The organism is Tenacibaculum geojense, from assembly GCF_042676005.1.
GTDB lineage: Bacteria > Bacteroidota > Bacteroidia > Flavobacteriales > Flavobacteriaceae > Polaribacter > Polaribacter geojense.
Map to the genome: position 1 here is coordinate 1 of NZ_JBHTJR010000011.1, position 12,077 is coordinate 12,077.

At 29.9% G+C, this 12,077-nt stretch carries 16 protein-coding genes; all 16 read left to right on the top strand.

What is annotated here, in order from left to right; genetic code table 11:
* Nucleotides 1–95: 95 nt before the first annotated feature.
* The 16 genes from ACFQ1U_RS00545 (at nucleotide 96) to ACFQ1U_RS00620 (ending at nucleotide 11,865) form a co-directional block, all read left to right on the top strand.
* A complete protein-coding gene (locus ACFQ1U_RS00545; protein ID WP_386104215.1) occupies nucleotides 96–494 on the top strand; it encodes a hypothetical protein in 399 nt (132 codons plus the stop codon).
* Between the two features lie 154 nt (nucleotides 495–648).
* Nucleotides 649–1,005 (top strand): hypothetical protein, encoded by a 357-nt coding sequence (locus ACFQ1U_RS00550; RefSeq protein ID WP_386104217.1) that lies wholly within the window; start codon nucleotides 649–651, stop codon nucleotides 1,003–1,005.
* Nucleotides 1,006–1,007: 2 nt separating this feature from the next.
* Nucleotides 1,008–1,745, top strand: coding sequence for a DUF695 domain-containing protein (locus ACFQ1U_RS00555; protein ID WP_386104219.1), 738 nt, complete (start codon nucleotides 1,008–1,010; stop codon nucleotides 1,743–1,745).
* Between the two features lie 132 nt (nucleotides 1,746–1,877).
* The gene (locus ACFQ1U_RS00560) at nucleotides 1,878–2,453 is read left to right on the top strand and encodes a hypothetical protein (protein ID WP_386104221.1); all 576 of its coding nucleotides are present in this window, start codon (nucleotides 1,878–1,880) and stop codon (nucleotides 2,451–2,453) included.
* Between the two features lie 170 nt (nucleotides 2,454–2,623).
* Nucleotides 2,624–3,085 (top strand): hypothetical protein, encoded by a 462-nt coding sequence (locus tag ACFQ1U_RS00565; RefSeq protein WP_386104222.1) that lies wholly within the window; start codon nucleotides 2,624–2,626, stop codon nucleotides 3,083–3,085.
* A gap of 163 nt (nucleotides 3,086–3,248) precedes the next feature.
* The gene (locus ACFQ1U_RS00570; protein ID WP_386104224.1) at nucleotides 3,249–3,512 is read left to right on the top strand and encodes a hypothetical protein; all 264 of its coding nucleotides are present in this window, start codon (nucleotides 3,249–3,251) and stop codon (nucleotides 3,510–3,512) included.
* 3 nt (nucleotides 3,513–3,515) lie between these two features.
* Nucleotides 3,516–4,073 (top strand): hypothetical protein, encoded by a 558-nt coding sequence (locus ACFQ1U_RS00575; protein ID WP_386104226.1) that lies wholly within the window; start codon nucleotides 3,516–3,518, stop codon nucleotides 4,071–4,073.
* 251 nt (nucleotides 4,074–4,324) lie between these two features.
* The gene (locus tag ACFQ1U_RS00580; protein ID WP_386104228.1) at nucleotides 4,325–5,431 is read left to right on the top strand and encodes a serine hydrolase domain-containing protein; all 1,107 of its coding nucleotides are present in this window, start codon (nucleotides 4,325–4,327) and stop codon (nucleotides 5,429–5,431) included.
* Nucleotides 5,432–5,573: 142 nt separating this feature from the next.
* A complete protein-coding gene (locus tag ACFQ1U_RS00585; protein ID WP_386104230.1) occupies nucleotides 5,574–6,485 on the top strand; it encodes an ATP-grasp domain-containing protein in 912 nt (303 codons plus the stop codon).
* A gap of 190 nt (nucleotides 6,486–6,675) precedes the next feature.
* Nucleotides 6,676–7,161, top strand: coding sequence for a hypothetical protein (locus ACFQ1U_RS00590; RefSeq protein ID WP_386104232.1), 486 nt, complete (start codon nucleotides 6,676–6,678; stop codon nucleotides 7,159–7,161).
* 219 nt (nucleotides 7,162–7,380) lie between these two features.
* A complete protein-coding gene (locus ACFQ1U_RS00595) occupies nucleotides 7,381–7,914 on the top strand; it encodes a hypothetical protein (RefSeq protein WP_386104234.1) in 534 nt (177 codons plus the stop codon).
* 133 nt (nucleotides 7,915–8,047) lie between these two features.
* On the top strand, nucleotides 8,048–8,608 hold the full coding sequence (locus tag ACFQ1U_RS00600; protein ID WP_386104236.1) for a hypothetical protein: 561 nt from the start codon (nucleotides 8,048–8,050) through the stop codon (nucleotides 8,606–8,608).
* A gap of 270 nt (nucleotides 8,609–8,878) precedes the next feature.
* Nucleotides 8,879–9,190: a hypothetical protein gene (locus ACFQ1U_RS00605; protein WP_386104238.1), complete on the top strand. Its 312-nt coding sequence runs from the start codon at nucleotides 8,879–8,881 to the stop codon at nucleotides 9,188–9,190.
* 212 nt (nucleotides 9,191–9,402) lie between these two features.
* A complete protein-coding gene (locus ACFQ1U_RS00610) occupies nucleotides 9,403–10,032 on the top strand; it encodes a hypothetical protein (RefSeq protein WP_386104240.1) in 630 nt (209 codons plus the stop codon).
* Nucleotides 10,033–10,175: 143 nt separating this feature from the next.
* Nucleotides 10,176–10,856, top strand: coding sequence for a hypothetical protein (locus tag ACFQ1U_RS00615; protein WP_386104242.1), 681 nt, complete (start codon nucleotides 10,176–10,178; stop codon nucleotides 10,854–10,856).
* Nucleotides 10,857–10,989: 133 nt separating this feature from the next.
* Nucleotides 10,990–11,865 carry a hypothetical protein gene (locus ACFQ1U_RS00620; RefSeq protein ID WP_386104244.1) on the top strand — a complete coding sequence of 292 codons (876 nt, stop codon included), beginning with the start codon at nucleotides 10,990–10,992 and terminating at the stop codon, nucleotides 11,863–11,865.
* Nucleotides 11,866–12,077: the final 212 nt, after the last annotated feature.

Sequence of the window (12,077 nt, forward strand, 5' to 3'; positions counted from 1 at the left end):
CTTTTTTGTATATTACAGCACACAACAAAACCTAAGCACCATTAAAACGGATGCTTAGCAAAATCGTTGTGTGTAAGCTGGAAAAACTAAATAAAATGGTTCATTATTTACTTGATAGTTCTCAAGAATACACAGAAGAAACCTTTCAAGAAGTTAAAAACAGATATACTGAATTTGGTAAAGACCTCTATGAAATCCTAAGAGTTTCCGAGCCTGGAATTTTTAAACATTTAAGATTTTATAAAGCGACTAAACTGATTAAAAAAACTACTTGGGGGAAAGCTGAAACAGAAAATAGTTATGCAATATATGATGACGGAAAAAAATCTTTCGGAATACAACTTGAACCAATGACACCGGTAATTTGTTTGCATAATAAACTGACTCAAATAGAAATCGGAGATTGGGATGAAAATGATTATTACGAAGAATCTATTGAATACATAAAAAAAGAGCTTTTGAAAAATGAAAAGCCTACACACAACAATGTATAACCGCAATTACGGCGGATTCGACTACGTCCGAATCCACTCGGAATTGCTAACGCTAGTGAATCAAAGAAAATAATAACTAACTTAACCCGCAACTGACGGTTATACGAAGCCGTTATGTGCAAGGCGCGTTCAACAAAAATTGTAATTCATAAAAATGAACTTTTTAAAATCAATTTTTAATATCAAAGAAGAACCTATAAAATCTTATTCCGATTTTTGGAAATGGTTTGAAAAAAATGAAAATATATTCCATAAAGTAGTTAAAAGCCAAGGAGATATAGAAGATGTGTTTTTTAACAAACTTGGTCCTAAACTAAATGAATTAAAAGAAGGATTTTGGTACCTAACTGGAATGTATGATGACAATAATTCCGAATTAATTTTAACAGCCGATGGTATTATTAAAAACATAGTCTTTGTAGAGGAACTTGTGGATTCAGCTCCTAAATTCAAAAATTGGATAATCACAGCTCTTAAACAGCCAACAGACTTAAATCACAATATGGAATAAATATGGGTGGTTATAAATTTGACGAAACTACTATGAGCTTTTACTCAAATAACCATAAAGAAATGCCTGATGAAATTGATATTACAATAACACATAAAGATTTAAATGAAAACAACAGAGAAACTATAACAAATGGAGTTTTTCTTGCTTTAGACAACTCTTTGGGAGAACTGAATTCTGTAACAACCATTGATAAAGTCAACATCATTAACCCAAATGACGCTACTTCTGATTTAATTCCATTAGAAAAATTAAAGGATTTTTTAGTTTGGAGAGAAAAAGAGTTTATAGAAAAATATAAAGGGTTTAGACATAATACAGAAAACGATAACTATTCTGGACTTGAAGCGACATTGAAAAATGGATTTCCTTTATTTGCTGTTGTAAACTCCGACTTACTAAATTGGGATAGTAAAGCTTCTCATCCTTGGATAGCTTCAGTGAAAATACATTATGATGGTAAAAATAATAATGGTATGCCTAATGAAAATGTTTATAAATTATTAGATACAATTGAAGATGAAATAATGCTGGAACTTAAAGATTCTGAGGGTTACTTAAATATAGGAAGAGAAACTGCTGACTCAATAAGGGAAATATACTTTGCTTGTGTAGAATTCAGAAAACCATCAAAAGTTTTATATAAAATAGTAAAAAAATATCAGGACAGAATAGAACTTGACTTTGACATTTATAAGGATAAATATTGGCAATCATTTAATCGATTTAAAACAAATTGAAAAAGCCCAGCACATAACATTGGCTATAATTAATACGGGTTTTGATGTTTAATCCAAAGTTTAGTATATTTTTATAAAGTCGTCAAATCATTTTGATTTGACTTTTGAAAAGAAAAAATAAAAGCAAACAAAATGCTTCGTCTTAGTGCTAAATCGGAAAGCCTCCGCTTCCCTATTCCCGCACCAATCATAGCCGAAGCCGTTACCACCAATTTGAAAACAGAACTACAAAAAAATAATAACAACTGGATTTTCGGTCTGATATTCATAATATTTGGAATCGGATTAATCTATCACAGTTTAACGGATTTCTTTAAATACAATTTTACGACGGTTCTTTTTGTTATAATGCGTTCGAATTCAAGCATAATAGCGGAATTTATTTTTGGAATTCTAACTGCGTTTTCTGGAATTCTGATTTTTTTAAATAACAAAAAATGGTTGACTTTAATAAAAATATTAGCGATTGGAATAATTGCGAATTTAATATTCGCTTTATCGTTAAGAATTACCGATTACATTTTTAATTGGGAATTGTTAGCAGAATTATCAGTCAGAACATTAATTGGACTCGGAATATATAAACTGACCGAATATCTGACTCGAGTAAACCAAACCGAATGGAATTTAAAAGCAGAAAAAATGAATTTTATAATCGGAATTGTAATTGGACTTTTTCCATTTCTATTCCGAAATATTTTTTTTTAAACGGACATAAAAACTGGTGGTAACAATGTATAACCACAATTACGGCGGATTCGACTACGTCCGAATCCACTCAGAATTGCTTAAGCTAGTGAATAACTAAAACTTTTGGCTAATTTAGCCCGATAACTGACGGGTTATACGAAGCCGTTAGCACCAATACGAAAAACAGAGTGGGAATATTTGATTTTATATTTGGAAAAACCATTAAAATAGAAGATGAATTCTTTGGAAAAATGGTCTTCTCTGAATTCAAGAAAAATCCTGAGAAGAATTATTTTGAATGCAGAAGACATTTCAAACCGACTAATGAAATAATAGAAATCGGAATTGAGGGAAACATAACTGGACCGACTGAAATACAAAAAGACTTTTTCCGAAAAATAGAATCAGATTATGGTAAAATAACTTCTTCAGTAAAGCCAATGATTGAAAGTGAATTTCAAAATTGGAAAGAGGATTTTGAAATTTCTGACTTCAATAAGGAATTTAAAGCAGTTTACCTTTACCTACCTCGTTGTGAAAAAGAACCAGAAGTTTGGGAAATAGCATTTGAAAGTGAGCATGACTTAAACCATACATTTACCTTGACAATGAATGATTTGAATGCAACCGAAATACTAATGGATGGATAAAGTACAGGTGCTAACAATGCATAACCGCAATTACGGCGGATTCGACTACGTCCGAATCCACTCAGAATTGCTTAAGCTAGTGAATAACTAAAAACTTTTGGCTAAATTAGCCCGATAACTGACGGGTTATACGAAACCGTTAGCAATAATTAAAAAACAAAAAATGATAATTAGACTTATTACAATATTTATTTTAATTCCTTTAGGTATATTTTGTTATTTCTTTTTCAAAAGAAAACCTACTACTGAAATTAACAAGAAAATGAAAAACAAAGCGGCTTTACGTTTTATTTTAGGGTTAATAATATTTATAGCTGGAGTAATATTAACCTCTATATCTAATGGAAAAGGCATATTTTATGGAGCTATTTTGGGAGGCTTTATAATGTTCTTAAGTTCAATTTACACATTATATAAAGTTAAATAAAATATGAGATTTATTATTTTCTCACTAATTCTATTTTGTATGTTTATGACAAGTTGTAAACCTAACAACGTAATAACAATAAAAAAAGAATTTAATTCTTTAGAATATTATGATGGGAAAAAAAGCACTAAAGATTTCTTGTTAGGAAATAATTACTGGTTAGGTGCATCAAGTTATATTGACTTTAGAACAGCTAACGTTAAATTTTTGAACGAAAAAGATACTGTATCATTAAATCTTTTCCCTGAAAAAACAAAAGATTTTACAGTAAGAAAATATTTATCTACATTTCAACCTGATCATAGAGGATTTTATAAAAAAGACCTTTTTTTGATATCTAAAGCTTTAAAACTTCCTGAACCCGTAATAAAAAATGATATATACTATATAAAAGATAAGTATAGCTATCATTTAGTTTATGAGGAATATAAAGGAAAACATTACTTTATGATTTATTCTATAACAGGAGGTCGAATGCCAGAAGGAATAATTGTTTATAAAGTTTATGAAGTAGCTTTTAATGAAAATATGAAAAACAAATACTTTAATAAGAAAACATAAATAACTATTGCTAACAATGTATAAAAAACATAGGGCTTTTGTGTTAATCCCAAAGTCTTGTACTTATTTACAAAGTCCGCTAAATATAAAAATTGGCATTTAAACGAAAAATAAAAGCAAAATATTTATATTTAGCTAAGTGTTAAACTCGAAATACAGTGCTTATCCTCTGCCCTACGCACTTTATACTAACCGTTGGCAATAATTAGTAACAAAATTCTAACTTCAAAGACAAATAGATAAAATACTTAATGAAAGTTGTACTTTATATTATACTCGGAATTGTAATAATAGTTATCGGATTTTTTGTTTGGTTCTTTGTTGTTTTTCTTCAAGTACCTGAATTAAACATTCCTGAAAATTCAAGTGAAAAAGAAAAAGTAGTCTTAATTGACAATTGGTTAGAAAAACTAAATTCTGAAAAGAAATTTAATGGCGGAATTCTAATAACAAAAGACGGAGAGCCAACTTTAGCAAAAACATATGGCTTCACAAATTCAAAGAAAACAGAAAAACTAAATAATAACTCTTCATTTAGACTTGCTTCAATCTCAAAGCAGTTTACAGCAAGTGGAATAATGTTATTAAAAGAAAAAGGATTGGTTGATTACGATGATTTAGTTTTAAAACATATTTCAAATTTTCCATATGATAATGTCACAATTAGACACTTATTAAATCAAACCTCTGGCATACCAGATTCATATTTAGATTTAGCGGAAAAAGAAAAAGATAAGATTGGAATTTTGACAAATGAAAAAGCTGTAAAACTTATAGCAGATAATAAACCAAAAGCAAATTTTAAGCCTAACGAAAAATATGATTATTCAAACACAAACTATATAATTTTAGCAAGAATAATTGAATTGATTTCAAATCAATCATTTGAGGACTTTATGAAAAATAATATTTTCATTCCATTAGAAATGAACGATACAAGAGTCTGGAATTTAATTTCAGAAGAAAAAACATTCAAAGGAAAAACTGATGGCTTTCAAGATTTAGCTGGAGAAATACGGGAAATTAAACCAACATTTGTTGATGGAGTTGCTGGCGATGGTGGTGTTTTTAGTAGTATAAACGACTTTGTAAAATGGGATAAATTTTGGTATGAAAATAAACTTATTAGTAATGAAAACCTAAAAGAGGCTTTTAAAAGACCTACACTAAATAATGGAGAGAAATCAAATTATGGATTTGGTTGGGTAATTATAAATGATGACGTAGTTATGCACAATGGAGCTTGGTTAGCAGCGAATACTTATTTTGTAAGAAATACTAAAGAGAAAACGAGTTTTGTTCTTTTAGATAACTCATCTAATTTATTTTTTGACAAGATAATTGGAAGTATAAAATAACTATTGCCAACAATGACTATAAATAATTGCTTGGTCTGTGCTTACTCGGAAAATCCTACGGATTTTCCTTTGGTTCGAGAACTTTTGCTAAATTAGTAACCAAACCACGCAACTATCCATAGCCGAGACCGTTGTACACCATTTGAACAAACCAATGAAAATCATTTTTTGCGATAGCGTAATTGACAATAAAGTAGTCGAACCTGATTATCAATCGGAATTTGATTCTGCCAAAGAAAATGGATTTGAAACACACGTTTTTAGTTTCGAAGAACTCACGGATGGAAATATCAACGGAGCATTAAAGTTTATTAAGAATTCAGACACAAAAGAATACGGAATTTATCGTGGTTGGATGATGAAGCCAAAGGTTTACGAACAATTTTATAATGGACTTTTAAAGAAAAACATTCAGTTAATCAATAATCCAACTGAATATGAACATTGCCATTACTTACCGAACTCTTACGACAAAATTGTTGGAGAAACACCAAAATCAAATTGGACTAAAGATTTAACAAAAACTAAAATCATTGAACTAACTAATGAATTTGGAGTTAAGCCAATAATCGTAAAAGATTTCGTGAAATCTGAAAAACACAATTGGAATGATGCCTGTTTTATCCCAAACGCTTCTGACAAAACTAAAGTGGAAAAAATTATCGCCAGATTTTTGGAATTGCGAGGTGACTATCTGAATGAAGGAATTGTGTTTCGTGAATTTGAGGAATTGGAATTTCTGACTGACCACTCAAAAAGTGGAATGCCATTAACAAAAGAATTTAGAATCGTATTCTTAAATAAGAATGTAGTTCAAATCTATAATTATTGGGACGAAGGAAATTATGACTCTGAAAAACCAGACATTGATTTCTTTAAAAATATCGCAAAAAGAATCGATAGTAACTTCTTCACAATGGATGTTGCAAAAAAGAAAAATGGAGGTTGGATAATAATGGAATTGGGAGATGGACAAGTAGCTGGACTTCCTGACAATGCGAATAGAAATGAATATTATAAAGAAATAAAAAACGGTGTACAACACGGTGTATAAAACATAGCTAATAAGTGCTTAACCAAAAGGTTTTGTATATTTAGAATGTCCGCCAAATTTTTAATTTGGCTTTTAAAAAGAGAAAAATTAAAAACAAAATATAAAAATTCGGCTCTGTGCTAATCCGAAAAGTCAGTGTCTTTTTGCACGCTACGTATCATACACAAGGCCGTTACCTACAATTAAAAAAATGACGAAGAATTTACCATACTGGCTTTGTAATAAGGGAACAACTTGTGACAGTGATGATTTTGAAGATGGAGAATCTTTTGAATTCATTAAAGAAGTGAGTTTGATAAAATTAAAAGATGAAAGATATCAGGTTTCTGAAATAGGAGCTTTTAGAAATATATTGGATGGATATGGATACGCACTAATTGACAATAAAATTGCTGATATTTTAAAAAAATATGTTTCTGACCAAATAGACTTAAAACAAACGATTATTTTCAGAAGGGCAACTAACGAAGAGTGGACAAACTATTCGGAGTTAATAATGAAAAACAAAATTGAGTTTAATGAATATTATCAGACAGAATCAGTTGGACTCAATATCTACGGAATATTAAACGGACTAATTTATGTATCAGCTGATTTGAAAGATTTAATCGAAAAAGAATTAACTGACCTAACTGATATTGAATTTAAAAGAGGATTACCACTTATGGCTGGATAAAACTGTAGGTAACACGGTGTATAAAACATAGCTAATAAGTGCTTAATCGAAAGGTTTGTTTATATTTAGAAAGTCAGCCAAATTTTTAATTTGGCTTTTAAAAAAGAGAAAATTAAAAACAAAATATAAAAATTCGGCTCTGTGTTAACCCGAAAGTTAGTGTCTTTTTATACGCTACGTTTCATACACAAGTCCGTTGGGCACAAGCTGAAAATCGAAATGGCGAAAAAAATTGGACTTTTATTATTAATTGTAATTATTTCGATAATTCTTGCTTCGATTTACGGAATTTTCCACAATCAAGTTTCTTACTCAATCTCTAATGAATATTTTACGAAATTCAAACTTGAACAATTCGGACTTGAAGCATATCCAGATACTGTGAGAATGACAATTGGAATGGTCGCAATTTGGTCGACTTGGTGGTTCGGACTTTTAATCGGATTGACAAATGGAATTGTTGGATTATTCCAACCGACTGCAAAAATTATGTGGAAAAGTGCTTTCGGAGCAACAATTCGGACTTTACTAATCGCAATCGGATTTGGAATTGTGGGAATTTTGGTTGGTAAGTTTGTAATCTCGAACTTAAATGCTAATTGGAATCTTCCAGCGGATTTGACCGACCGAAAAAGTTTCTTGACTGCTGGAACAATGCATAATTTCAGCTATCTTGGTGGAATAATCGGACTGATTTACGGAATAATATATCAACTTAAAATAAAAAAAAAGCCAGTGCCCAACAATGTATAACCGCAATTACGGCGGATTCGACTACGTCCGAATCCACTCAGAATTGCTTAAGCTAGTAAATAACTAAAAACTTTTGGCTAATTTAGCCCGATAACTGACGGGTTATACGAAGCCGTTGTGCACAAGCTGAAAAATGAGAAATCCATTAAAAATATTGCTTCTGATTTTAACTTTAGTTTCTTGTAAAAACCAAACGGAAACTAATTCGGAAATGAATAAGGTAACGGCTGAATTTACCAAAGAAATTCCTCAAATTGAATTACAGCAAACTGACTTAATTTCTGAACAGTGGAATTTCATGGTTTTTGAAAAAGGAGGTTGTTTGGGAGGAACACAATATGTCACTGAAAAAAAGAGAGAAATTCCAACTATGGTTTTTAGCGAAACGGAATGGAAAAAGTTTGCAAAAAATGACAAAACGAAGTTGACTGAATTTCTAATCTCTAAATTTTCTGACACAACGAAAACGAAAGTCCATACTTGCCCATTTTTTGGAGCAACTAATGGAGAAATGGCTGTGTATTCACTTCAGCATATTCATAATATAAATTGGCTTGAATTTTCGGAATTTAAAGAATATAAAAACCGAAAATATGGAAATGCCACTGACCAACCGCAAATGTGGTTGCAGAATATATTAAAAAACGAAACAAAACGGAATAAATTAGCAGAATTATATCGCACAACGAACTGAAAAAATAAAAGCCAGTGCACAACAATGTATAACCGCAATTACGGCGGATTCGACTACGTCCGAATCCACTCAGAATTGCTTAAGCTAGTAAATAACTGAAAACTTTTGGCTAAATTAGCCCGATAACTGACGGGTTATACGAAGCCGTTGTACGCAAGCTGAAAAATCATTATGAATAATAAAATTTTAATAATAACCCTGACAATTCTATTCAGTTACCAATTTAGTTTTGGACAGGAAAATGAATCGAATGAATTTAATACTGAAGATTTGATTGGACTATGGTATCAAAAATATAATCGTGGGAAATTTGATTTGACTTTTGAAAAGAAATTAACAACTGAACACAAGTACGGATTAAGTATTGAAATATTGAAAAACGGAGAGTTCCGAAATAGATATTCTGCCTCTTGTGGAAATGACACAATGCTTCGGACTCATAATTACAATGGAAAATGGAATCTGAATGAAAATTATTGGATAATGACTACTTCTGAGCCAATTAATTTACAAGGAACTGTTTATAAAATAGTGGAATTAAAATCTGATAAATTAGTTCTGAATGAAATTAAAACAGAATAAAGCCAGCGTACAACAATGTATAACCGCAATTACGACGGATTCGACTACGTCCGAATCCACTCAGAATTGCTCAAACTAGTAAATAACTAAAAACTTTTGGCTAATTTAGCCCGATAACTGACGGGTTATACGAATCCGTTATAGGCAATTAAAAAGACTCGTTAAATTTTAAACAGGTCAACATAAAAAATTAGAAAAGATTGAAGAAAATTATGCATCCATTAATAATAATTGGTCTACTTGTAATTTTAGGAGGTAGTTTTTTAATTCACCTTGGAACAAAAAAAGCTGCCGACAAAAGAGCGGATAAAATCACAACCGAAATATCTCTTTCAAAAGAAGAGATTATGAATCAAATTCAAAATCTAGACTCTACTAGTCAAAAGAAAATTTTCGACTTTTTGTCCCCAGAATTTGAAAGTGTAAAACAAGAAGTTCAAATTTCTAATGACCAATTATTTGAGCGAATCAGTAAACTCGACCAAGCTTCAAAAATGGAAATACTGAAGTTAGTTCGCCCAAAATTGGAATACACTTCAAATCAAACTCATTCTATTACCGAAAATGACGGAACTATAAAGACGACTTTTCGTTTCGATGTGCCAACAAATCAAGATGTACCGTTAACCGACTTTCTAATTCAATTTGATCAAATAATTTCAAAAGCTGAAATGTGGAGAAAAGATCAAAATCAAAATACAATGATTGAAACTAGATTTAACATAAACCCTAACACTAATGGATTAGTCCATAAAATTTATAATATTACTATGCATCAATATATAGTTCTTGAAGTATGGTCAAAAACAAAACCGAGTATTGTTAGATTAGAAATAAATTAAAAACTGCCTATAATAATGGCTATAAGTAAATGCTTGTTCTAGCCTACTTCTGAAAATCCTTGCGGATTTTCAGTTTGGTGTGTACTTGCAAAGTTAAGTGCTAAACCACGCAACTACTCATAGCCGAGACCGTTGGCAGCAATATGACAAAACAAAACGCAATGGAATTTAATAAAGAAAAATACAAAATCTATACTTGGAAAAATTGGATGATTATGCATTGGATTTTAAATCCAGGTTTAGCTATAAACGAATTAATTTTAGGTCAAAGAATTCCGAAAATTAGTTTGGAGGATAAAACATCAGATAAACCAAGGATTGAGAGAACTTTTATTCCTTGCCCACATTGTGAAAAGTTACACGATGGAAGAACTTGGGCTTATCAAAACGGAACTGCTTTTAAAAACTGGTTTGGACTTTACTGTTCTAATTGCGGAAAAATAATTCCATGTATTATGAATGGTTTTAGTTTTATAATTCTTGCTTTAACATTTCCAATTTGGGGATGGTTTAAAAAAAGTTTAAAAGAAAATTGGTTAAAAAAACAACCTGAAAGATACGAGAATATAAATATTGAAATTACACCAAATTCGTTTGACAAAAAAAGTTGGATAAAAACAGGCTTAACTTGGGGAACATTTATGTTTTTAATAATGACATTTGGATTTCCATACTTTGAAGGACAAGAAATAAACCTGAAAAGTATATTAATTGGATTAATCATTTGGACAATTGCAGGACTTGCATTTGGATATACAATGAAAATATTTTTGAATAAAACACTGACCAAAAAAGGAGAAAATACTGCTGCCAACAATGTATAAACTTTATTGCTGCTATATTTTTCCTTCGGAAAAATACGCAGGCACAAAGTTGTTTAATAATTTGCTTACTTTTAGCATAACAAAAACACAACAAAGCTTATACTAAAACGTTAGCAAAAATTATATAATAACAATGAAAATAATCAAAATATTATCATTATTAGCTTTTATGATATTAATATCATCATGTAATAAAGAAAAATTCCCTAAAAATGCTGTTTTAAAAATATATCATTTTGAAAAAAATGGAGATAAATATATATCTGATACTTTAGTTCAGTACTTTGATAATAACAATAGAATTTTGAAAATATTTAATCCTTTAAAAAAGCTAAAAAATTACGAAAAACCCACAAATGACACCTATCATTTTGTTTATGATGATAATGGAAGATTAGTTAGAGAATATTCTTTTATAAGATATTCTGAAGACGATTTTTACAACAAAGACAAACTTAATGACAGCACTGCTTATATTTACAAAGGAGATAAAATTGAACAGATAAACATCAACCCTCATAGTCAATATAAATCAAAAACTGTTAAATTTAAATATAAAGATAATCGTATTGTTTCTAAATACACAGAAGGTTCCTTTAATGACTCAATTGTATATAACTATCCAACACGAGATTCGATAATAGAAAAAAAATATTATAAAAATGAGTTATGTTATACACGGGAAATTAAATTATTATCGAAATACGATTCAATAATTAAAATTTCTTTTAATAAATCAAGTAGATATTGTGGATACAATACTGGTAAAATATTACATAAAAAATATAGTAGTGATGGTCAGAAATTAATGCTTGAAAAAATCAATGGATCAAAAAAGTATTATAATTACCAAAATAACAGATTGGTGTCAATTTGTAATGATAGTTTAAGTAATAATTGTTCAAAAAATTACGATTACGAAGATGATAAGCATGGTAATTGGATAAAAAAAACCGAACGTTGTGGAAGTGTGATTTTAAGTATTGAAACAAGAGATTTAACTTATTAAATTATGTAAAACAACTTTTGCTAACAATGTATAAAAATAATAGCGGTTTAATCGCTAAAATAAAAGTAATAGAATATAAAAAAAGGTCAGTATTTAACCGAAAAGTAAGTGGATAAAATCCGCAACTTTTCTTATACTTGAACGTTAGCAACAAGCAAAACCAACATCTATGAGAAAAATAATATTTGGAATAATAATACTATTGACTTTTT

Excerpts from the sequence above, each read along its gene's own strand:
- ACFQ1U_RS00545 (WP_386104215.1), top strand. The coding sequence starts at position 96 with ATGGTTCATTATTTACTTGATAGTTCTCAAGAATACACAGAAGAAACC.
- ACFQ1U_RS00550 (WP_386104217.1), top strand. The coding sequence starts at position 649 with ATGAACTTTTTAAAATCAATTTTTAATATCAAAGAAGAACCTATAAAA.
- ACFQ1U_RS00555 (WP_386104219.1), top strand. The coding sequence starts at position 1,008 with ATGGGTGGTTATAAATTTGACGAAACTACTATGAGCTTTTACTCAAAT.
- ACFQ1U_RS00560 (WP_386104221.1), top strand. The coding sequence starts at position 1,878 with ATGCTTCGTCTTAGTGCTAAATCGGAAAGCCTCCGCTTCCCTATTCCC.
- ACFQ1U_RS00570 (WP_386104224.1), top strand. The coding sequence starts at position 3,249 with ATGATAATTAGACTTATTACAATATTTATTTTAATTCCTTTAGGTATA.
- ACFQ1U_RS00575 (WP_386104226.1), top strand. The coding sequence starts at position 3,516 with ATGAGATTTATTATTTTCTCACTAATTCTATTTTGTATGTTTATGACA.
- ACFQ1U_RS00580 (WP_386104228.1), top strand. The coding sequence starts at position 4,325 with ATGAAAGTTGTACTTTATATTATACTCGGAATTGTAATAATAGTTATC.
- ACFQ1U_RS00590 (WP_386104232.1), top strand. The coding sequence starts at position 6,676 with ATGACGAAGAATTTACCATACTGGCTTTGTAATAAGGGAACAACTTGT.
- ACFQ1U_RS00595 (WP_386104234.1), top strand. The coding sequence starts at position 7,381 with ATGGCGAAAAAAATTGGACTTTTATTATTAATTGTAATTATTTCGATA.
- ACFQ1U_RS00600 (WP_386104236.1), top strand. The coding sequence starts at position 8,048 with ATGAGAAATCCATTAAAAATATTGCTTCTGATTTTAACTTTAGTTTCT.
- ACFQ1U_RS00610 (WP_386104240.1), top strand. The coding sequence starts at position 9,403 with ATGCATCCATTAATAATAATTGGTCTACTTGTAATTTTAGGAGGTAGT.
- ACFQ1U_RS00615 (WP_386104242.1), top strand. The coding sequence starts at position 10,176 with ATGACAAAACAAAACGCAATGGAATTTAATAAAGAAAAATACAAAATC.
- ACFQ1U_RS00620 (WP_386104244.1), top strand. The coding sequence starts at position 10,990 with ATGAAAATAATCAAAATATTATCATTATTAGCTTTTATGATATTAATA.